At 72.2% G+C, this 20,992-nt stretch carries 19 protein-coding genes and 1 tRNA gene; 15 read left to right on the top strand and 5 right to left on the bottom strand.

Translation table 11 applies throughout. From position 1 onward, the window contains the following. Positions 1-2 precede the first annotated feature (2 nt). Entirely contained in the window at positions 3-635 is a 633-nt protein-coding gene (gene serB / locus B7K25_RS02830; protein ID WP_084104003.1) for a phosphoserine phosphatase SerB, read from the bottom strand. Then, positions 632-1,873 (bottom strand): glucose-1-phosphate adenylyltransferase, encoded by a 1,242-nt coding sequence (gene glgC / locus B7K25_RS02825; RefSeq protein ID WP_084104001.1) that lies wholly within the window; start codon positions 1,871-1,873, stop codon positions 632-634. The genes serB and glgC overlap by 4 nt, the downstream gene beginning before the upstream one ends. A gap of 72 nt (positions 1,874-1,945) precedes the next feature. Between glgC and glgA the strand changes: the two genes are divergently transcribed. From glgA to B7K25_RS02790, 7 genes are all read left to right on the top strand, one after another. Then, a complete protein-coding gene (glgA, locus tag B7K25_RS02820) occupies positions 1,946-3,148 on the top strand; it encodes a glycogen synthase (RefSeq protein ID WP_084103999.1) in 1,203 nt (400 codons plus the stop codon). Positions 3,149-3,158: 10 nt separating this feature from the next. Continuing rightward, the gene (locus B7K25_RS02815; protein ID WP_084103997.1) at positions 3,159-3,941 is read left to right on the top strand and encodes an ABC transporter ATP-binding protein; all 783 of its coding nucleotides are present in this window, start codon (positions 3,159-3,161) and stop codon (positions 3,939-3,941) included. 9 nt (positions 3,942-3,950) lie between these two features. Next, a complete protein-coding gene (locus tag B7K25_RS02810; protein ID WP_084103995.1) occupies positions 3,951-4,418 on the top strand; it encodes an Rrf2 family transcriptional regulator in 468 nt (155 codons plus the stop codon). Positions 4,419-4,528: 110 nt separating this feature from the next. Next, positions 4,529-5,452, top strand: coding sequence for a sulfite exporter TauE/SafE family protein (locus tag B7K25_RS02805; protein WP_084103993.1), 924 nt, complete (start codon positions 4,529-4,531; stop codon positions 5,450-5,452). Between the two features lie 114 nt (positions 5,453-5,566). Next, positions 5,567-6,004, top strand: coding sequence for an NfeD family protein (locus tag B7K25_RS02800; RefSeq protein ID WP_084103991.1), 438 nt, complete (start codon positions 5,567-5,569; stop codon positions 6,002-6,004). After that, positions 6,001-7,083, top strand: coding sequence for an SPFH domain-containing protein (locus B7K25_RS02795; RefSeq protein ID WP_234988048.1), 1,083 nt, complete (start codon positions 6,001-6,003; stop codon positions 7,081-7,083). The genes B7K25_RS02800 and B7K25_RS02795 overlap by 4 nt, the downstream gene beginning before the upstream one ends. A gap of 132 nt (positions 7,084-7,215) precedes the next feature. After that, a complete protein-coding gene (locus B7K25_RS02790; protein ID WP_084103989.1) occupies positions 7,216-8,013 on the top strand; it encodes an RNA methyltransferase in 798 nt (265 codons plus the stop codon). A 10-nt stretch (positions 8,014-8,023) separates the two neighbouring features. Here the strand turns inward: B7K25_RS02790 and B7K25_RS02785 are convergent, their stop codons facing one another. Further along, a complete protein-coding gene (locus B7K25_RS02785; protein WP_084104512.1) occupies positions 8,024-10,756 on the bottom strand; it encodes an alpha-amylase family glycosyl hydrolase in 2,733 nt (910 codons plus the stop codon). Between the two features lie 233 nt (positions 10,757-10,989). Here B7K25_RS02785 and B7K25_RS02780 point away from each other — a divergent pair, with 233 nt between their 5' ends. The 7 genes from B7K25_RS02780 (at position 10,990) to B7K25_RS02755 (ending at position 19,308) form a co-directional block, all read left to right on the top strand. Next, positions 10,990-11,694 carry a hypothetical protein gene (locus B7K25_RS02780; protein ID WP_084103986.1) on the top strand — a complete coding sequence of 235 codons (705 nt, stop codon included), beginning with the start codon at positions 10,990-10,992 and terminating at the stop codon, positions 11,692-11,694. Next, a complete protein-coding gene (locus B7K25_RS02775; protein WP_084103984.1) occupies positions 11,691-13,457 on the top strand; it encodes a hypothetical protein in 1,767 nt (588 codons plus the stop codon). Before B7K25_RS02780 ends, B7K25_RS02775 begins: the two co-directional genes overlap by 4 nt. Beyond that, entirely contained in the window at positions 13,450-16,836 is a 3,387-nt protein-coding gene (locus B7K25_RS02770; protein WP_084103982.1) for an error-prone DNA polymerase, read from the top strand. Before B7K25_RS02775 ends, B7K25_RS02770 begins: the two co-directional genes overlap by 8 nt. 101 nt (positions 16,837-16,937) lie before the next feature. Beyond that, positions 16,938-17,026 (top strand) — tRNA-Leu (locus B7K25_RS02765). 119 nt (positions 17,027-17,145) lie between these two features. Next, positions 17,146-17,532 (top strand): hypothetical protein, encoded by a 387-nt coding sequence (locus B7K25_RS02760; RefSeq protein ID WP_084103980.1) that lies wholly within the window; start codon positions 17,146-17,148, stop codon positions 17,530-17,532. A 225-nt stretch (positions 17,533-17,757) separates the two neighbouring features. After that, complete coding sequence (locus B7K25_RS13830; protein ID WP_200807826.1) at positions 17,758-17,904, top strand: GPGG-motif small membrane protein; 147 nt, start codon at positions 17,758-17,760, stop codon at positions 17,902-17,904. Between the two features lie 102 nt (positions 17,905-18,006). Next, positions 18,007-19,308 carry a M20/M25/M40 family metallo-hydrolase gene (locus tag B7K25_RS02755; protein WP_084103978.1) on the top strand — a complete coding sequence of 434 codons (1,302 nt, stop codon included), beginning with the start codon at positions 18,007-18,009 and terminating at the stop codon, positions 19,306-19,308. A 41-nt stretch (positions 19,309-19,349) separates the two neighbouring features. On the opposite strand, the gene B7K25_RS02750 is transcribed toward B7K25_RS02755, so the two are convergent. Further along, positions 19,350-19,604, bottom strand: coding sequence for a DUF5703 family protein (locus tag B7K25_RS02750; protein ID WP_234988047.1), 255 nt, complete (start codon positions 19,602-19,604; stop codon positions 19,350-19,352). Between the two features lie 42 nt (positions 19,605-19,646). On the opposite strand from B7K25_RS02750, the gene B7K25_RS02745 reads away from it, so the two are divergent. Continuing rightward, complete coding sequence (locus B7K25_RS02745; RefSeq protein ID WP_084103976.1) at positions 19,647-19,991, top strand: hypothetical protein; 345 nt, start codon at positions 19,647-19,649, stop codon at positions 19,989-19,991. Positions 19,992-20,016: 25 nt separating this feature from the next. Here the strand turns inward: B7K25_RS02745 and B7K25_RS02740 are convergent, their stop codons facing one another. Next, complete coding sequence (locus tag B7K25_RS02740) at positions 20,017-20,976, bottom strand: aldo/keto reductase (protein WP_084103974.1); 960 nt, start codon at positions 20,974-20,976, stop codon at positions 20,017-20,019. Positions 20,977-20,992: the final 16 nt, after the last annotated feature.

The raw sequence follows: 20,992 nt of genomic DNA, 5'->3' as shown, positions 1-20,992 counted from the left end.
AGTCAGCGCTCGATGACGTCCAGGACGTCGGCGAGGCTGCGCGAGTTCACGGCGATGTCCGCCTGCTCCTGCACCAGCGGCTTGGCGTTGAAGGCGATGCCGAGGCCCGCCGCCGCCATCATGTCGAGGTCGTTTGCGCCGTCGCCCACGGCGACCGCGTCCGCCGGCGAGATGCCGAGCTCAGCGCAGAACTCCCGGAGCGCCTCGGCCTTCGCCGCGCGGTCGATGACGGGGCCTACGGTGCGACCCGTGAGGCGGCCGTCCGCCACCTCGAGGCGGTTGGCGCGGAAGCGGGTGATGCCCACCCGGCCCGCCAGCGACTCGACGATCTCGGCGAACCCGCCTGAGACGAGCGCGGCGGTCCAGCCCTCGCCCTGCAGCGTGCCGATGAGCTCCTCGGCGCCCGGGGTGAGCTCGACCTCGTCGATCACCTCGGCGAACACCGAGTCGGGTACGCCCTCGAGGGTCGCGACCCGCTGACGCAGGGACTCGGCGAAGTCGATCTCTCCGCGCATCGCGGACTCGGTCACCGCGGCGACCTCAGCCTCGGTGCCGGCGCGCGCGGCGATGCGCTCGATGACCTCTGACGTGATGAGCGTGGAGTCGACGTCGAGGACGATGAGCCGTCCGCTCATGCGGAGACGACCGTGCCCTTGGGCACCACGGTGATCCCGGACTCGGTGACGGTGAAGCCTCGCTCGAGGTCGCTCTGGCGGTCGATGCCGATGCGTGCGCCCTCCTCGACCACGACGTTCTTGTCGACGATCGCGCGGTGGACCTGGGCATGGCGGTTGATCTCGACGTCGTCGAGCAGCACGGAGTCAGACACCGTCGACCAGGAGTGCAGGCGCACGCCGGGGGACAGCACGGAGCCCGTCACGGTCGCGCCCGACACGATGACGCCGGGCGAGACGATCGAGTCCGCGGCGTGGCCCAGACGGCCCTCCTCGGAGTGGATGAACTTCGCCGGGGGCTCGGTGATGAGCCCCTGGTGGAGCGGCCACTCGCGGTTGTAGACGTTGAACACAGGCATGACGGCGATGAGGTCCATGTGGGCCTCGTAGTACGAGTCGAGCGTTCCCACGTCGCGCCAGTAGTCGCGGTCGCGGTCGGTCGAGCCGGGGACGTCGTTGTCGACGAAGTCGTAGAAGCCGCAGGTGCCCTTGTCGACGAAGTAGGGGACGATGTCGCCGCCCATGTCGTGCTTGGACTTCTCGTTCTCAGCGTCGGCCTTGAGCGCTTCGAGGAGCGGCTCGACGGATGCGACGTAGTTGCCCATGGACGCGAGCACCTCGCCGGGGGAGTCCGGCAGGCCCTCGGGGTCCTTGGGCTTCTCGAGGAACGCCTTGATCATGCCCGGGTTGTCCTTGTCGACGTCGATGACGCCGAACTGGTCCGCGAGGCCGATGGGCTGGCGGATGCCGGCGACCGTGAAGTCCGCGCCGGTCTCGATGTGCGAGTCCACCATCTGCGAGAAGTCCATGCGGTACACGTGGTCGGCGCCGACGATCACGACGATGTCGGGGCTCTCGTCCTCGATGATGTTCACCGTCTGGTAGATCGCGTCGGCGCTGCCGAGGTACCAGTGCTTGCCGCGGCGCTGCTGCGCCGGCACCGGCGCGACGTAGTTGCCGAGCAGCGGCGACATGCGCCAGGTCCTCGCGATGTGACGGTCCATCGAGTGCGACTTGTACTGCGTCAGCACGACGATGTGCAGGTACCGCGAGTTCACGAGGTTCGACAGGGCGAAGTCGACGAGCCGGTAGGTCCCGCCGAACGGCACGGCCGGCTTGGCGCGGGCAGCGGTGAGGGGCATCAAGCGCTTGCCCTCACCTCCTGCGAGGACGATGGCGAGGACTTTCTGCGCTGGCATACGACCAGCATAGGCCGCGTGTCCCACGTGTGTCAGGGCGCATCGCCCAGTCGGGCCCAGTACCGTGGAGATATGCGAGCAGACATCCTCACCCGCGAGTACCCGCCACACGTGTACGGGGGCGCCGGCGTCCACGTCACGGAGCTCGCTGCCGTCCTGCGTCAGCACATCGACGTCGAGGTGCGCGCGTTCGACGGCCCTCGCGACGCGCCCGGCGTCATCGGCTACGACCCGCTCGGCGGAGGCGTGGGCGACGCGGCGCTGGACGTGCTCGCGCACAACCTTCCGATGGCGAAGGACTGCGCAGGCGCCGACCTCGTGCACTCGCACACGTGGTACGCGAACATGGCCGGCCACCTGGCCTCGCGACTGCACGGCATCCCGCACGTCCTGAGCGCCCACTCTCTCGAGCCGCTGCGCCCGTGGAAGGCCGAGCAGCTGGGCGGCGGCTACCGGGTGTCCTCGTGGATCGAGCAGGCGGCCTACGAGGGCGCCGATGCCGTGATCGCCGTGAGCGCCGGCATGCGCGCCGACATCCTGCGCTCCTACCCGAGCGTGGACCCGGGCAAGGTGGGCGTGATCCACAACGGCATCGACGTCGAGGCGTGGGCGCCGCCCGCGACGGACGAGGAGCGCGCCAGCGCCGATGCGGTGGTCGCCCGATACGGCATCGACACCTCTCGACCCGCGCTCGTGTTCGTGGGCCGCATCACGCGCCAGAAGGGACTGCCGCACTTCCTGCGCGCGGTCGAGCAGCTGCCACCCGAGGTCCAGGTGGTGCTGTGCGCCGGGGCGCCCGACACCAAGGAGATCGCCGCCGAGGTCTCGGGCCTCGTGAAGAGCCTGCAGGAGCGCCGCGACGGCGTGATCTGGATCGAGGAGCACCTGCCGCGCCCCGAGCTCGTCGCGGTGCTCGACGCGTGCACCGCCTTCGTGTGCCCCTCTGTCTACGAGCCGCTCGGCATCGTCAACCTCGAGGCCATGGCCGTCGGGCTGCCCGTGGTGGCGACGGCGACGGGAGGCATCCCCGAGGTCGTCGTGGACGGCGAGACCGGCACCCTCGTGGCCATCGACCAGGTCCAGGACGGGACCGGGACGCCCACCGACCCCGACGCCTTCGTCGCGGACCTGGCGGCGGCGCTCACCGACATGGTGTCGGACACCGAACGCGCCGCACGCATGGGCGAGGCGGGCCGCGAGCGCGCCGCGGAGCACTTCTCGTGGGAGTCGATCGGCGAGCGGACGCTGCAGCTCTACCGCGCGCTGGTCGGATAGGCTCGGATGCATGACTGAGGTGCTGCGACTCGAGGGCGTGAGCCTGCGCCGAGACGGCAATGCGATCCTGTCCGGAGTCGACTGGGAGGTCGGCGCGACGGACCGTTGGGTGATCCTCGGTCCCAATGGCGCGGGCAAGACCTCGCTGCTCAGCATCGCCTCCGCTCGGTCCCACCCGACCGAGGGCACCGCGGTGATCCTGGGCGAGACGCTCGGCCAGACGGACACCCAGGACCTGCGCACCCGCGTCGGCCTGTCGAGCGCCGCGCTCGCGGACCGCATCCCCGACGACGAGTCCGTGCTCGACGTGGTCATGACCGCGGCGCACGGCGTCACGGGTCGCTGGCGCGAGGAGTACGACGACATCGACCAGGAGCGAGCGCTCGCGCTGCTCGAGGCGTTCGGCATGGGCGGCTTCGCCGACCGCGAGTTCTGGACGCTGTCCGAGGGCGAGCGCAAGCGCGTGCAGATCGGCCGTGCGCTCATGACCGACCCCGAGCTGCTCATGCTCGACGAGCCGGCCGCGGGCCTCGACCTGGGAGGGCGCGAGGAGCTGCTCGCCGCGCTCACGGAGCTCGCCGGGGACCGCCGCTCGCCCGCGATGGTCATGGTGACCCACCACGTCGAGGAGATCCCGCAGGGGTTCACGCACGCGCTGCTGCTGCGCGAGGGCGCCGTCGTGGCCGCGGGCCCCATCCGCGACACCATCACGTCCGCCCACCTCACCGAGACCTACGGCATGCCGGTCGAGCTGCACGCCTTCGGCGGTCGCTGGACCGCGCGGCGGGGCTGAGCCGGGCCCGTGAGGATCTCCGCGCGCTCCGACTACGCGGTGCGCGCCGCGACCGAGCTGGCCGCCGCCGAGGCGGAGGGCCGGACGCGCACCACCGAGGCCATCGCCGAGGCGCAGGGCATCTCACGCAAGTTCCTCGAGGGCATCCTCGTCGACCTGCGCGAGGCCGGCCTCGTCGTGGGGCAACGTGGCGCCGGCGGGGGATACCGCCTGACGCGTCCCGCCGACGACATCACCGTGGCGGACGTGGTCAGGGCCGTCGACGGGCCCCTCGTGTTCGTGCGCGGCGAGCGGCCCTCGGATCTGCACTACGACGGCACCGCGCAGCCGCTGCTCGCGGTGTGGGTCGCGCTGCGCGCCCGGGTGCGCGAGGCGCTCGAAGGCGTGTCGATCGCACAGGTGGCGTCGGGCGCGCTGCCCGCGTCGGTGACGGCCATGGTCGACGACCCCGCCGTGTGGGAGAACCCGCCCGAATAACCTACTTTCTCGATAGGGATTGATTCCTACTGAAGTAGTGGGTAATGTGCGTCGTGCGGCGATGAGGATCGCCGCCGGCGCCGACGCGCCGCACCCTCCAGGAGGTCGCCGTGCGCTCCCTCATCGTCCTCGCCCTCATCGGCTTCGGTGCCCAGCTGGTCGACGGCTCCCTCGGCATGGCCTACGGCGTGACCTCGACCACGCTGCTGCTCGCGGCAGGCATCGCCCCGGCGGCGGCCTCGGCGACGGTGCACCTCGCGGAGGTCGGCACGACCCTCGCGAGCGGCGCGGCGCACTGGCGCCTCGGCAACGTCGACTGGCGGGTCGTGCGCCGCGTCGGCATCCCCGGCGCGGCGGGCGCGTTCCTGGGCGCGACCGTGCTGTCGAACCTGTCGACCGAGCTCGCGGCGCCCGTGATGGCGATCGTGCTGCTGTCGCTCGGCGTCTACGTGCTGCTGCGCTTCACGGTCTGGGGAGTGCGCCACGCCCCGGACCGCAAGCCGTTGGGCAAGCGTTTCCTGGCGCCCCTCGGGCTCGTCGCCGGCTTCGTCGACGCGACTGGTGGCGGTGGCTGGGGGCCCGTGGGCACTCCCGCGCTGCTCGCCTCTGGTCGGATGGAGCCACGCAAGGTGATCGGCTCGATCGACACCTCGGAGTTCCTGGTGGCGCTCGCCGCCTCGCTGGGCTTCCTCCTTGGCATCGGCACGGCGGGCATCGACGCTGGCTGGGTGCTCGCGCTGCTCGCGGGCGGCCTCGTCGCCGCGCCCATCGCCGCATGGCTCGTCCGGATCATCCCGCCGCGCCTCCTCGGCGCCGCAGTGGGAGGCCTGATCATCCTCACCAACGTGCGCACGCTCATCAGGGCCGAGTACATCCCCGTCACCGGCGTGGCGCAGACCGCCATCTACGTTGGCATCGTGGCGGTCTGGATCGCGGCGATCGCGTGGTCCTGGCGGGCGCACCGTGCCGCGACCCGGCTCGCTGCTGACGCCTCGCCCGAGCCCGCTCGGCTCGGCCACGACGAGCCGGCGTAGGAGGGTACCCGCGGGCGCATCGTCCCTGGTGAGGACTCCACCCGCGGAGTTCATCCGCGCGGACGATGTCGTCCGGTTGCCCCGCCTGTTAGGTTCCCTGACAGGAGGTGGATCATGGATTCGCTGTGGTGGTTCGTGGGCGCGATGGCGCTCGGCATCGTCGAGGTCTTCACCCTCGACCTGACGTTCGCGATGCTCGCCGGAGGCGCCCTCGCAGGCGGCGCGGCGGCGCTGCTGGGACTGCCGTGGTGGGTATGCGTGATCATCGCCTGCGCGGTCGCTGCGCTGCTGCTGTTCACGCTGAGGCCCTGGCTCCTGAAGTCGATTCGCGCCAAGGGTGAGCTCATCGAGACCAACACCGCGGCGCTCGTGGGCGGCATCGCCCGCACGCTCGACCTCGTGTCGGAGACCGCCGGCCGAGTGAAGCTGAATGGCGAGGTGTGGTCGGCGAGGACGCCTGACGACGCCCCCGTCATCGAGGAGGGCACCGAGGTCACGGTGCTCGAGATCCGTGGCGCGACCGCCATCGTCGCGCCCGAGAAGGAGGCATGATCATGGATCCCGTCCAGATTGCCATCGCCGTCGCGGCGATCGTCCTCGCGATCTTCGTCATCACGGCGATCGCCCGAGCCATCCAGATCGTGCCGCAGGCCGAGACGCGGGTGGTCGAGCGCCTGGGACGCTACTCCCGCACCATGCAGGCCGGCATGCACCTGCTCGTGCCGTTCATCGACAAGGTCCGCCAGAAGGTCGACATGCGCGAGCAGGTCGTGTCCTTCCCGCCGCAGTCGGTCATCACCTCCGACAACCTCGTGGTCGAGATCGACACCGTCATCTACTTCCAGGTGACCGACGCGCGGGCCGCGGTCTACGAGATCGCCAACTACATCGTCGGCATGCAGCAGCTGACCGTCACCACCATCCGTAACGTCATCGGCACCATGGACCTCGAGCAGACGCTCACGAGCCGCGACCAGATCAACGGCCAGCTGCGCACCGTCCTCGACGAGGCGACGGGCAAGTGGGGCATCCGCGTGGGCCGCGTCGAGCTCAAGGCGATCGACCCGCCCCTGTCCGTCAAGGACTCGATGGAGAAGCAGATGCGCGCCGAGCGTGACCGTCGCGCCGCGATCCTCACCGCCGAGGGTGTGAAGCAGTCGCAGATCCTCGAGGCCGAGGGCCAGAAGCAGTCGGCGATCCTCAAGGCCGAGGGTGACGCGCAGGCCGCGATCCTCACCGCCGAGGGAGAGGCGCGCGCGATCCTTCAGGTGTTCGACGCGATCCATGAGGGCGACGCGGACTCGAAGCTGCTCGCGTACCAGTACCTGCAGATGCTGCCCGAGATCGCCAAGAACGAGTCCAACAAGGTGTGGTTCGTCCCCACCGAGTTCACGGGCGCGCTCAAGTCGATCTCCGCGGCCTTCGGCATGGAGGAGGGCCCCGAGCCCCTCGAGCGCGACCCCGAGCGCGGCACCGACCGCAAGTCGCGGATCACCTCCGCGCTCACGGATCCCGCCGAGGCGCTGCGTCAGGCGAAGCAGGAGGTCGAGGACGCCACGTCCGACGCCACCGATGCCGGCACCCGCTCCGGTCGCCCGTTCGACCCGAACAAGGAGCGCGGACAGCAGTAGCCGTCGCTCGACCACACGGCCCCGTCGCCTCCGCGGCGGGGCCGTCGTGCTGCCCGGCCCGGTGCGCGCACCTGTCCACCTTGACGTCCTGATGGTGCCTGGCTGTCGCTCCACGCCTGCGAGGATGTCCCCATGCCGCTGATCCCCGTCGCCGACGCCTCCGACCCGAGGCTCGAGGACTACCGCGGACTCACCGACGTCGCGCTGCGCCGCCGCATCGAGCCCGAGCGCGGCCTGTACATGGCCGAGGGCGCCAAGGTCATCGACCGTGCGCTCGCTGCCGGCCACGAGCCGCGGTCCGTGCTGCTCAGCGAGCGGTGGGTCGACTCGATCGCCGTCCCGCATGACGTCCCGGTGTATCTCGCGCCCGAGGAGCTGCTCGAGTCCGTCACCGGCTACCAGGTGCACCGGGGTGCGCTCGCGGCGATGGAGCGGCCCGCGCTGCCGTCGCTGAGCGACCTCGTGAGGGACGCGCGTCGCGTCGTGGTGCTCGAGGGCATCGTCGACCACACCAACGTTGGCGCCATCTTCCGCTCGGCGGCCGGGCTCGGCGCGGATGCGATCGTCGTCGCGCCCACGTGTGCCGACCCGCTCTACCGCCGCAGCGTCAAGGTGTCGATGGGCACGGTGTTCCAGGTGCCGTGGACCCGTGCCGAGACCTGGCCGGGGGCGCTGGACGAGCTGCGCGCGCTCGGCTTCGCGGTCGGTGGGCTGGCGCTGAGGGCCGATGCGGTCGCGTTGGACGCCTTCGCCGCGTCAGCGGGCGAGCGGGTCGCCCTTGTCATGGGAGCCGAGGGCGACGGCCTCACCCGTCAGGCCCTCGAGCACGTCGACCAGGCCGTCGTGATCCCGATGGCCGGTGGGGTCGACTCGCTCAACGTGGCCGCCGCCTCGGCGGTCGCGATGTGGGAGCTGCGCTCGCGCGAGTGACAGTCGGTGCTCAGCCGGCCTCGGTGGACACGACGTGCGTGACGGGGTCGTACGTGAAGGTGACGGACGCATCGGCGCCGAGGGCGAGGACGATGTTGCGGCCGTCCGCCGCCCCGCCCTCGCCGTAGTTCTCGTCCCACGAGCCGTCGATCGCGATCTTGTACTCGTGCTCCCCGGCGGGGAGGTCGACGGTCAGCGTCCACGCGCCGGCGGCCTCGTCGAATGTCATGACGACCGCCTCGCAGTCGGGCTGCCAGACCTCGGCGCAGCCCACGACGTCGTTGAAGCTGCCGGGAACGGATGGCGTCCCGGCGCCACGCGCGCCTCCCGCCTTCGCCGCCACCACCGACGACACCACCGTCGCGTCGCCCTGGGTGAGCGTGGCGCGGTACTGGACCTCGGAACCCGCGGTGACGGCGCCGAGGTCGTCGACGCCGGCGTAGGCGGAGGAGGACGTGTCGACGACGACCGTCTCCCAGTCGCCGCCGGGAAGGCGTCGCTCGATCGTCACGGTGGTGGTCGCCGCATCCACGCGCACGGGGGACACCGCGGCGACGATCAGCGGTTCGACCCCGAGCGTGTCGCCTGGGGCCGGCGACGCGATCGTGACGGTCGGCTCAGGGACCTGCGCGGTCACGGCGTCGCTCGTCGCGAGGGTGTCGCGGCCGTCCGACACCACGGCCTGGTACTCGACCGCCGCCCCGGGGGCGAGGTCGGTGACGACGTCGTAGACCTGGAAGGGGGCCGCGTCGTCGGTGCCGAGGTGCTCCCAGTCGCCGCCCACGGTGCGCGCCCAGAACGACACCTCGGCGTAGCCGTCGCCGGTGACCTCGGCTCGTACGGGCAGGCGGCCCAGGTCGACCTCGTCGTCGGGCCCGGCTGCGTCCCAGCCCGCCGCGAGCGAGACCGAGGCGTCCGAGCGCTCGGTGATGGGCGCATCGGCGCCGTAGACGACCGCGCCGTAGGCCGGGACGGTGAGGGTGACGACCCCCGCATCGTCCGTCTGAAGGGTCGCGTCGCCGTCGCCGGCGAGCAGCGAGAACGTGCCCCGGGACCAGGTGGGCACGTCGACGGTGCGGGGCTCGGCGGCGGAGTTGAGGGCGACGAGGGTCTCGACCCGTTCGTCGCGGTCCATGCGGGTGAAGGCGTAGACGCCAGCACCGTCCTCGGCGAGTCGCGTCTGGTGCGCGCCCGTGGTGAGCGCCGCCGAGTCGTGGGCGACGCGCGACAGCTCGGCGATCCAGGTGTACAGCGGGTGGTCCTGGCCATAGGCCTCGTCGGCGAGCGAGGCGCTCGAGCCGATCAGCGCGTCGTCGGTGTACTCCGGGATCGACGTGCCGAACAGCGGCTGGCGCGCGGCCTTGTCGCCGCCGTCGCCGGTGAGGCCCTGCTCGTCGCCGTAGTAGATGACGGGGGTGCCTCGGCTCGTGAGCAGGAGCGCGTGCGCGAGCCGGTCGCGCGCGAGCAGCTCCTCGGCCGTCGCTGACGGGTCGTCCTCGAGCAGCATCGAGCCGAACCTGCCCATGTCGTGGTTGCCCAGGAAGGTCGGCAGGTCCGCGGCGGAGGAGTCCGCATCGGTGTACCAGTCGTCGGCGTCGAAGAAGGCGGCCAGGTCCGTGGCCGAACCGCCGTCGGAGGCGAACGCGCGCGCGGCGCCCTGGAACGGGAAGTCGAGCACGGCCGGCATGCCCACCTCCGTGGTGAACCGCGACGTGACGGAGCGCGAGCCGTCGTAGACCTCGCCGAAGATGACGAAGTCGTCGTTGCCGTGCTCCTCCGCAGCCTTGAGGATCGCCGGCACGAAGGCCTCCCAGAAGCCGTCGTCGACGTGGCGCACCGTGTCGATGCGGTAGCCGTCGATGCCGGTCGCCACCCAGTCGGCGTAGATGTCGGTCATGCCCTCGACGACGGCGGGGTGCTCGGTCCACAGGTCGTCGAGCCCGTAGAAGTCGCCGTACAGGCTGTCCTCCCCGGTGAAGGTGGAGTTGCCGCGGTGGTGGTAGTGGGTGAGGTCGTTGAGCCAGGCGGGGGACTTGGCGTCCTCCGCGCCCGCCTCGAGGACGGGGCTGTAGGGGAACGATGCGGTGGTCACCTCGGGGAAGTCGCCCGCGGCCGCCGCGGCGCGGTCGTCGAAGGGCTCGCCGCCGGCGTCCGTGTAGGGGGCGGCGTCGGTGGCGACGTAGGGGACGCGGTCGCCCTCCTCGTAGCCGATCACATCCGCGGTGTGGTTGGTGATGATGTCCAGGTAGACGGCCATGTCGCGCTCGTGCGCCGCCGCGACGAGGCTCTCCAGGGCAGCGGTGCCGCCGAGGTGCGGGTCCACCTCGGTGAAGTCGGTGATCCAGTAGCCGTGGTAGCCGGCGGAGGAGTCCTCGGGCTGGACGGCCTTGTTGGTGAACGGGGGAGTGACCCAGATTCCGGTGGCGCCGAGCCCCGCGAGGTAGTCGAGGCGCTGTTCGACGCCCGCGAGGTCCCCGCCCTGGAAGTAGCCGGAGTCGGTGGGGTCGAGGCCGGAGATGGCCGGGTCTGGGCCCAGCCCTCCGTCGTCGTTGCCGGGGTCGCCGTTGGCGAAGCGGTCGGTCAGCAGGAAGTACAGGAGCTGCTCGGACCCGGCGTTGCGCGCCGGGGCGACGGCGTGCGGGGTCTCGGGTCGGGTGGTGAGGAACCAGCCGATCGCGATGGCGGCGATGGCGAGCGCCGCGGCGCCGGCGGCGACGATGCGGGTGCGGGGCGAGCTGAGCATCGACAGGGTCTCCTCGGTGAGTCCGTGCTGGTTCCGGCGACGGGATGCAAGCGCTTGCATAGCGTCGTGGGAGCCATCGTAGCCGCTCTCGCCGACATCTCACGCCCGTCTTGCCGGATGTTAGACCCTGGGGTCATAATCGAACATATGTTCGAACGCGAGGCGTGCCGGAGAGTTCGCCCCGCGAAGACCGAGGGCCCTGAGGGCCCGACCTGGAGAGCTGCGGGAGAGTTGTGATCACCGAGACGACCCCTGACGCCTCGCGCGAGGAGCGGCTGAGCCGCGCCCGCGCGGCGCTCGCGGGGGTGAGCACGCGCGTCGGCGCCGGCCGGGAGGAGTGGGAGCGGCCCGCGCTGCCGCTCGCCCAGGAGGTCGCGGGGCTGCTTCCCGAGGGCCTGCGGCGCGGCCAGGTGATCGCGGTGTCGGGGGCGACCTCGCTCATGCTCGCGCTCGCCGCTCGGGCGTCCGCGGAGGGCTCCTGGGTCGCGGCGCTCGGCATGCCCACGGTCGGGGTCGTGGCGGCGGCCAGGCGCGGCATCGACCTGTCGCGGCTCGCGCTCGTCCCGCATCCGGGCGCGCAGGCGCCCGCTGCCGTGGGGGCATGCGTGGACGGCATGGACGTGGTGCTGCTGGGGGAGCGTCTCGCGCTGTCGGACGCCGACCGCAGGCGCCTGGGCTCTCGGGCTCGCGAGAGGGGCGGGGTCATCATCGCCGCGGGCGACTGGACGGGTGCGCACGTGCGGCTCGACGTCGAGCGCGCGGCCTGGACGGGCCTCGGCGCGGGGGACGGGCGGCTGCGCGAGCGCGAGCTCGTCGTCGCCGTGACCGGCCGGCGCCAGGGCGGGGCTCGGCGAGTGCGCGTCCTGCTCGACGCCGACCCCGGGCTGCGCTGGAGCCGGCCCGGCGCGCGCATCGACGTGGACGAGGAGGTCGCATGAGCGAGACCGCCCCCGCCCGCAAGGCCGGCACTGGCCCTGTCGTCACTGGCCCCGTCGTCGCTGGGCCCGTCGCTGCCGGACCTGTCGCCACGACGCGTCGCGCGGTCCTGTGGGTGCCCGACTGGCCCGTGGTCGCCGCGATGGGAGAGGCCTCCCTGAGGGCCGATGCGCCCGCCGCCGTCCTGCACGGGCGCGGCCTGGTCGCGGTGTCGGCCGCGGCACGGGCGGCCGGGGTGCGGCGCGGCATGCGCCGCCGGCTCGCCCAGCGCGCGTGCCCCGAGATCGCGATCCTCGCGCACGACGAGGGCCGCGACGCGCGAGCCTTCGAGGCCGTCGCGGCCGCGGCCGAGGACGTCGTGTCGGGGGTCGAGGTGTCCCGCCCGGGCCTGCTGATGATCCCCGCGGACGGCGCCGCGCGCTTCCACGGGTCGGAGGAGGCGCTCGCGGAGGCGCTCGTCACGGCCGTCGCGGAGCTCGCCGGCTGCGAGTCCTCGGTGGGGATGGCGGACGGGCTGCTGGCCGCCGTGCTGGCGGCGCGCGGCTCCGCGCTCGTCCCTCCCGGCGAGTCCGCCGCCTTCCTGGCCGACGCGCCCGTCGACGTGCTGCCGCTGGCCGCCATGGAGCGCCGCCAGCGCGAGCAGGTCGAGGACCTCGTGAGCGTGCTCACCAGGCTCGGGTTGCGCACCCTCGCGGAGTACACGGCGCTGCCCGTCGGGGACGTGCTCGCGCGCTTCGGCCCGGTGGGGATGTGGGCGCATCGGGTGGGACGCGGGGAGGACGTGCGGCCGCCGGTGCTGCGCCGCTCCGAGGAGGACATCGCGGTGGGCTACGCCTTCGAGGAGCCCGCCGAGCGCGTCGAGCAGCTCGCTCTCGTGGCCGCCCACGTCGCGGGTCTGCTGGATGAGGCGCTACTCGAGGCCGGGGTGCGCTGTGGACGGGTGCGGATCGCCGCGACCACCGAGCGCGGCGACACGCTCGAGCGGGTGTGGCGCACCGACGTCGGGTCGAGGGCCGGGGCCTTCGCGCGGCACATGACGGACCGGGTGCGCTGGCAGCTCGAGGGGTGGCTGTCGGGAACCGCCGCCGGTCCCGAGCGGGCGCCGCTGACCTCGCTCGAGCTGACCGCGGAGGATGTGGTGGCGCTCGGCTCGGAGCAGGCGTACCTGTGGGGCGGGGTTTCCGGCGCGGACTCGCGGGCCCAGCGCACCCTCGAGCGTGTGCAGTCCCTGCTGGGGGCCGATGCCGTGCTCGCCGTGCGCGAGCAGGGCGGCCGCTCCCCGCGGGACCGGGTGCTTGCGCTGCCGTGGGGTCAGGAGGCACCCGCCGCGCGCCGCATCGAGCATCCGTGGCCGGGACAGATCCCCGAGCCCGCGCCCGCGACGGTGCTGGCCGTGCCCGAGCCCCTGGAGGTGCTCGACGCCGGCGGCGCGCCGGTGCTCATCGACCGGCGCCTCGGCATGAGCGCGCCTCCCACCTGGGTCAGGATGCAGGTCGACCCTCAGGACGAGCGGGCAGCCGCCGCCAGGCGTCACCCGTCCTCGGGCGGCGTGGGGCGGCGCGACGACGGTCCCGCGTGGGGCCTGCCGCAGCCCGTCGAGGCGTGGGCGGGGCCGTGGCCGGTGGTCGAGCGGTGGTGGTCGGAGGACGCCTCGCGGCGCGCCTGCCTGCAGGTCGCGCTGCGGCGGGCCGATGGCTCGCCGGGTCCGGCGCTGCTGGCCTCCTTCACGGGCGGGCGCTGGGTCCTCGAGGCCGTCTATGACTGAGCGTCCCGTCTACGCCGAGCTGCACGCCCACAGCGCCTTCAGCTTCCTCGACGGCGCGAGCCACCCCGAGGAGATGGCCGCCGAGGCGGGGCGCCTGGGGCTGTCCGCCCTCGCCATCACCGACCACGACGGGCTCTACGGCGCCGTGCGCTTCGCGAACGCCGCCCGCGCGATCGACCTGCCCGCCGTGTTCGGCGCGGAGCTGCACCTCGGTGCCCCCGAGAGCCCCGGCGGGCCGCCGGTCCTCGACCCGCCCACCGGCGTGCCCGACCCACGCGGCAGCCACCTGCTGGTGCTCGCCCGAGGCGCGGAGGGCTACGCGCGGCTGTCCCACGCCATCGGCATGGCGCACCTCGCGACCGGGGAGAAGGGGCTCGCGCGGTACACCCTCGAGGATCTGGCGGCCGCAGGCGAGGGGCGCTTCCAGGTGCTGACGGGGTGCCGCAAGGGATCCGTGCGGCGCGCGCTCGCGGGCGTCGGCGTGCCCGGCGCGCGGGCGCTGTCGGGGGCCGTCACGGCGATGGGCTACAGCGCCGCGCGCCGCGAGCTCGACCGGCTCGTGGGGCTGTTCGGGCGCGACAGCGTCGCGGTCGAGATCACCGACACCGGCGACCCCTTCGACTCCGAGCGCAACGACGCCCTGGCCGACCTCGCCTTCGACGCCTCGCTGCCGCTGGTCGCGACCACCGGCGCCCACTACGCGAGGCCGCGCGACGCCGACCTCGCGGGAGCGCTCGCTGCGGTTCGCGCCCGCTCCTCGCTCGACGACATGGACGGCTGGCTGCCAGGAACCGCGGGCAGCCACCTGCGCTCGCCGGCCGAGATGGCGCATCGGCATCGCCGCCATCCCCAGGCCGTCGCCGCCACGGCGCGACTGGCCGCCGAGTGCGCGTTCGACCTCCAGCTGGTCGCCCCGAACCTTCCTCCGTATCCCGTGCCCGACGGGCACACCGAGGCCTCGTGGCTGCGCGAGCTCGTCAAGCGCGGCGCGTACGCGCGGTACGGGCCGCCGCACGACGAGCGGGTGCCCGGGGCGTGGCAGCAGATCGAGCACGAGCTCAACGTCATCGAGGCGCTCGACTTCCCGGGGTACTTCCTCATCGTCCACGACATCGTGAGCTTCTGCCGCGACCAGGACATCCTGTGCCAGGGGCGCGGCTCTGCGGCCAACTCCGCGGTGTGCTTCGCGCTCGGGGTCACGGCCGTCGACGCCGTCACGCACGGGCTGCTGTTCGAGCGCTTCCTCGCGCCCGAGCGGGACGGACCGCCCGACATCGACGTGGACATCGAGTCCGACCGCCGCGAGGAGGTCATCCAGTACGTCTTCTCCCGCTTCGGGCGCATCAACGCCGCGATGGTCGCCAACGTCATCCAGTACCGGCCGCGCTCCGCGGTGAGGGACGCCGCCAAGGCGCTGGGCTACGACGTGGGCCAGCAGGACGCCTGGTCCAAGAGCATCGACCGGTGGGGATCGCTGCGCGTGCCGCAGGAGAAGCAGGAGGAGTGGGCGGCGCAGCAGCGCGACGCCATGTGGCCCGAGCCGCCGCCCACTCAGGATCTCGAGCACATCCCCGAGCCGGTGCTCGACCTCGCGGACCGGTTCATGCGGCTCCCGCGCCACCTCGGCATCCACCCGGGAGGCATGGTGCTGTGCGACCGCCCGGTCATCGACGTGTGTCCCGTGGAGTGGGCGCGCATGCCCGGGCGCACGGTGCTGCAGTGGGACAAGGACGACTGCGCCGACGCCGGGCTGGTGAAGTTCGACCTGCTGGGGCTGGGGATGCTGTCGGCGCTGAGGTACGCCTTCGGGTTCATCCGCGACACCGAGGGGGAGGAGCTGGGGCTGCACGTCCTGCCGCAGGAGGACCCCGAGGTCTACGACCTGCTGTGCGCCGCGGACACCGTGGGGGTGTTCCAGGTCGAGTCGCGCGCGCAGATGGCGACCCTGCCGCGCCTGCGGCCCCGCCGTTTCTACGACATCGTCATCGAGGTCGCACTCATCCGGCCCGGGCCCATCCAGGGCGGCTCCGTCCACCCCTACATCAACCGCGCCCGCGGCCGCGAGCCCGTGACCTACCTGCACCCGCTGCTCGAGAAGTCCCTGGGCAAGACGCTGGGCGTGCCGCTGTTCCAGGAGCAGCTGATGCAGATGGCGATGGACTGTGCGGGCTTCGACGGCTCGCTCGCCGACCAGCTGCGCCGGGCGATGGGCTCCAAGCGCTCCCCGGAGCGCATGGAGGCGCTGCGGGCGCGCTTCATGGTGGGCGCCAACGAGCGCGGCATCACCTCAGGCGTCGCGGAGCAGATCTTCGACAAGCTCAAGGCCTTCAGCGACTTCGGCTTCCCCGAGTCCCACTCGTACTCCTTCGCCTACCTCGTCTACGCCTCGAGCTGGCTCAAGGTCCACAAGCCCGCGGCCTTCTACGCGGGCCTGCTCGCCGCGCAGCCCATGGGCTTCTACAGCCCCCAGTCGCTCGCCGCGGACGCGCGCCGTCACGGCCAGGTGGTGCTGCGCCCGTGCGTCGAGCGCTCCGAGGTCCTCGCCCGCGTCGAGCGCCTCGCTCAGCCCTTCGACGCCCCCGCGGAGACCCGGGAGGACATGGCGGTCCTCACCCGCGTGGACCGCAGGCTCGCCGTCAGGATGGGGCTCGCCGCGGTCCGGGGGCTCGGCGCCGACGCCGCGCAGGCGATCGTGGACGCGCGCGCCGACGGGCCGTTCGTCTCGCTCACGGACATGGCCAGGCGCGTGCGGGTGCGCCCCGCTGGGGTGGCGGGGGAGTCGGGCCTCGCGCCGGAGAAGGGGCTCACGGTGGCGCAGTGGGAGGCGCTCGCCACCGCGGGTGCCCTCGAGTCGCTGGGCGTGACGCGCCGCGAGGGGCTGTGGGCATCCGGCGCGCTCGCGCGTGAGGGGCCGGACACCCTCCCCGACGTCGTGAGCGGCGTCGAGGCGCCCATGCTCCCCGGCATGAGTGCCGTCGAGGAGGCCGTCGCGGACGTGTGGGCGTCCGGGGTGTCGGCTGACAGCTACCCGACGGTGTTCGTCCGCGAGGGGCTCGACGCGCAGGGCGTGCTCACGGTGGCTGGCGTGCTCGGCCACGAGGCCGAACGCCGCGTCACGGTCGCCGGGGTCGTGACCCACCGCCAGCGCCCCGGGACCGCCAAGGGAGTCACGTTCATCTCGCTCGAGGACGAGACGGGCTTCCTCAACGTCATCTGCTCCGTGGGCGTCTGGAGGCGCTTCCAGGCGGTCGCGCGGCGCTCGGCGGCGCTCGTCATCCGCGGCCGCATCGAGCGGGCCGACGGGGCCACCAACCTGGTCGCCGAGCACCTCTCGCCGCTCAGCCTCAAGGTGCCCGCGAAGAGCCGCGACTTCCGCTGACAGGGGAGCCGCACCGGTTTCATCGGGGCCCGAATCCCGTGCTACGATTGCCGTCGCGCTGAGGCGCTCAGGGACACGTTCCCAGGGGCTTCAGACCACTCGTCCGGGTGGCGGAAATGGCAGACGCGCTAGCTTGAGGTGCTAGTGCCCGTATTAGGGCGTGGGGGTTCAAGTCCCCCCTCGGACACCAGCAGGGCCGGGAGTCTCAGACTCCCGGCCCTCTCTCGTTCTCCAGCGACTTCTCGGGCGCCGATGCGCTCCCCGGCGTAGCCTGGAGAGGAGCCCGAAGCCTCGGCGAGGGAGCTGACGATGGAGTACGCGGCGGTGGTCTCCTCCGGGAGCCTGCGCGACGACGATGCGCCGGTGAAGATCGCGCATCGCTGGACCGCGGCTGGCGTCACCATCAGCACCGAGTTCACCGGCGGCCACCTCCTCCACCTCGCCGTGGCCGGCAACGTCCTCAACGACGTGCACCGCGAGGCGCAGGCGCTCGGCCTCGCGATCGCGGGCGTGAGGGTGAGCGCGGGCGGCGGGTACGACCGCGAGCCTCTCCACTCGACGGGGATCACGTACGTCGTCGACATCGATGGTCCCCAGGGGCACGATCTGGCCGCGCTGCTCGACCGCGTCGATGCCGTGGGAGAGGTCGCCACGGTGCTGCGAGCCGGGACCTCCGTGACGCGCGTGGCGCGCTGAGGCCAGCGAGCGCATCGGCCCTCTGCAGTCCCCTTCCCGCCACGGAGAAAGTGCGCCCACTTTCATCGTGATCGGGCCTTGGAAGATGAAAGTGGGCCCACTTTCGTGGAGCGAGGGGAGGCGGGGGAGATCACGGAACGGTAACGAACCGGGAATGCGCTGGGCGTTTGCACGGTTGAGAAGGGTGTCCGAAGCACCACCAACGAAGTTGCAAGGGAGAAGACCATGCTCGGCACCATCCTGTGGATCATCGCCGTCGTCCTCGTGATTCTCGGCATCGTTCGCATCATCCAGAAGGACCTCCTCTGGGGCATCGTCCTGATCGTCGTGGGCCTGCTGATCGGGCCCGGAGGTGTGAGCATCTTCACCTGACACCGGCGCGCCAGCGCCGCCGACGCCCGCCCGTCCCTCCCCTCGGACCGGCGGGCGTCGCCATGTCCGCGTCGCACTCCGCGCGACGGATAGCCTGATCCCATGAGCACCCCCGTCGACGTCGTTCAGATCTGCCAGGACCTCATCCGCATCGATACCTCGAACTACGGCGACGAGCCGGGTCCGGGCGAGCGCGAGGCCGCCGAGTACGTCGCCGGGTTCCTCTCAGACCTGGGTCTCGAGCCCGTGATCCGCGAGTCCGAGCCCGGGCGCGCCTCGGTGACGTGCCTGTGGGAGGGGTCCGACCCCGACCGCGACGCCCTGGTGGTGCACGGCCACCTCGACGTCGTTCCAGCATTCAAGGAGGACTGGTCGGTCGACCCGTTCGCCGCGGAGATCATCGACGGCATGATCTACGGCCGCGGAGCCGTCGACATGAAGAACATGGACGCGATGATCCTCGCGACCGTGGCGCAGATGATCCGCGCGGGAGTGAAGCCGCCGCGAGACATCGTGCTCGCGTTCTTCGCCGACGAGGAGCACGGGGGAGCGCGCGGCGCCAAGTGGATGGTGGAGAACCACGCGGAGGACTTCCGCGGCGCGAGCGAGGCCATCAGCGAGGTGGGCGGCTTCTCCGCGTCCATCAACGGTCGACGCGCCTACCTGATCCAGACCGCGGAGAAGGGCATCCAGTGGCTGCGCCTCATCGCGCACGGCACGCAGGGTCACGGGTCGCTCGTCCACCGCGACAACGCCGTGGTGCACCTCGCCGATGCGCTCAGCCGCATCGCCGCCCACCCGTGGCCGCTGGACATCACGCCCACCGCGGAGCACCTTCTGCGGGGCGTCGCGGAGCTCGAGGGCATCGAGTACGAGGCCACCCCCGAATGCATCGACCGCCTCGTGTCAGGCCTGGGCGCGATGGCGCCCATGATCGAGGCGTCGGTACGCAACACGTCGAACCCGACGATGCTCGACGCGGGCTACAAGACCAACGTCGTGCCCGACACGGCGGTCGGGTACGTCGACACGCGCTTCCTCCACGGCCAGCAGGCGGACGTGCTGCGCACCATCGAGGAGCTCGCCGGGACGCACGTCAAGGTCGAGCCGTACATCACCGAGCAGAGCCTCGAGGTGCCCTTCGAGACGCCGCTCGTCGACAAGATGATCGCTGCGCTCGGCGCCGAGGACCCCGGCGCTCCGGTGCTGCCGTACTCGCTGATGGGCGGCACCGACAACAAGCACCTCGCGGCGATCGGCATCACGGGCTACGGCTTCGCGCCGCTGCAGCTGCCGCCCGACCTCGACTTCCCGGCGCTCTTCCACGGGATCGACGAGCGGATCCCGGTGGACAGCCTGCACTTTGGCGTGCGGGTGCTCGAGCGGTTCCTCACCGACTGCTGATCGGAGCAGCGTCCGAGCCGGCGCTCAGGCGGGTCGCGCCGTCACGCGGCGTCGGTGCGCAGCACGCGCATCACGCGCCTGCGCAGCCACACCCGGCGGGCGCCGCCGACGAGGATCTGGGAGCGCTTGAGCTCCCAGCGGCCGTACTCGACCTGCTCGCGCACCACGGCGAGGGCCTCCGCGCGGGTCACGTCCCGCGGGATGTCGACCACGCGCCACTCGAAGCGGCTGGGCGCGGTCGCCCTCCCGCGCGATGGCGAGACGACGTGCGATGCGTGCGTGCCGATTTCTCTCATGACCCCTCCCATTCAACTGCATCCCCAGGTACCTTCATAACCATGAGCACCGACGCGCGCGAGGCGCTGAGACGCCTGGTCGCCACGCTCGAGGAGCACCTCGAGGCCGTGACCACGCGCCGCGGTCCAGCCGACGCCGCTGTCGACGATGCGTACGAGGCGGTCGCCTCCGCGTTCGAGCAGTACGAGGACGCCCTCGACACGGAGTTCGCGGAGACGCTGCCGATCGTCGTCGACGACGAGTTCGAGGACGACGAGGACGACGAAGACGATGATGACGTCGGCGCGGACGACGACGAAGACAACGAGGATGACTCCCTCGACGCCCACGCCGCAGAGGACGAGGACGACATGGACGACGACCTGGAGGACTTCGACCTGCGATAGGCGAGCTCCGGCGTCGTCATGGCCGTTACCTCCGCTCCGGGTAGCCGATGGGCGCGGCTGAGATCTCGTCGAGGGCGTCCGCGATGGCCGCGGGCAGCTCGAGGTCGAGCGCGGCGAGCGATGGAGTCAGCTGCGCGGCGGTGCGAGCGCCGACCACGGCGGACGCGATGCCCGGGCGCCCGAGCGTCCAGGCAAGCGCCACCTCGAGCGGGTGGCGTTCGAGCCCTTGGGCGGCGGTGACGACGGCGTCGACGATCGAGGCGGCACGGTCGTCCAGGTAGGGGGCGACGAAGCCCGCGAGGTGTTCGGACGCGGCCCTGGAGTCCGCGGGGATCGCGTCGCGGTACTTGCCGGTGAGCACACCGCGTCCCAAGGGAGACCACGCGAGCACGCCGAGGCCGAGCGCGTCGCTCGCGGGCACGACCTCGCGCTCGATGCCGCGCTGGACCAGCGAGTACTCGGCCTGCACCGCTGACAGGGATGGGCGCCCCGCGAGGGTCGCGATGCGTGCCGTGGCCCAGCCCGGGTGGTTGGACACGCCGACGTAGCGCGCACGTCCCGAGTTCACGGCGATCTCGAGCGCGTGAAGCGTCTCGTCGACGGGCGCCACCGGGTCGAAGGCGTGGACGAGCCACAGGTCGACGTGGTCGGTGCCCATGCGTGCCAGTGACGCGTCCAGCGTGTCGAGGAGGGTGTCGCGCGAGGCGTCGATGATGCCGCCGGCCTCGGTGCGACGGATGCCCGCCTTGGTGCAGATCTGCACGTCGGAGCGCGCGATCGTGCCGCCCAGCATCGTGCCGATGAGCGACTCCGAGCCGCCGTCCGCGTACGACGCCGCGGTGTCGAGCAGCGTGCCGCCAGCGTCGAGGAAGGCGTCGAGCTGCGCGCCTGCCTCGTCGGCGTTCGTGTCGCGGCTCCAGGTCATGGTGCCCAGCGCGAGGGCGGAGACCGTCAGTCCGCTCGTACCCACCCGCCTGCGCTGCATGGACGCGACGCTACCG

The sequence above is a fragment of the Demequina sp. NBRC 110056 genome (genome assembly GCF_002090155.1).
In the GTDB taxonomy this organism is placed as follows: domain Bacteria; phylum Actinomycetota; class Actinomycetes; order Actinomycetales; family Demequinaceae; genus Demequina.
The sequence above is the reverse complement of the archived record's forward strand: the minus strand, read 5'-3'. Positions and strand labels throughout refer to the sequence as shown.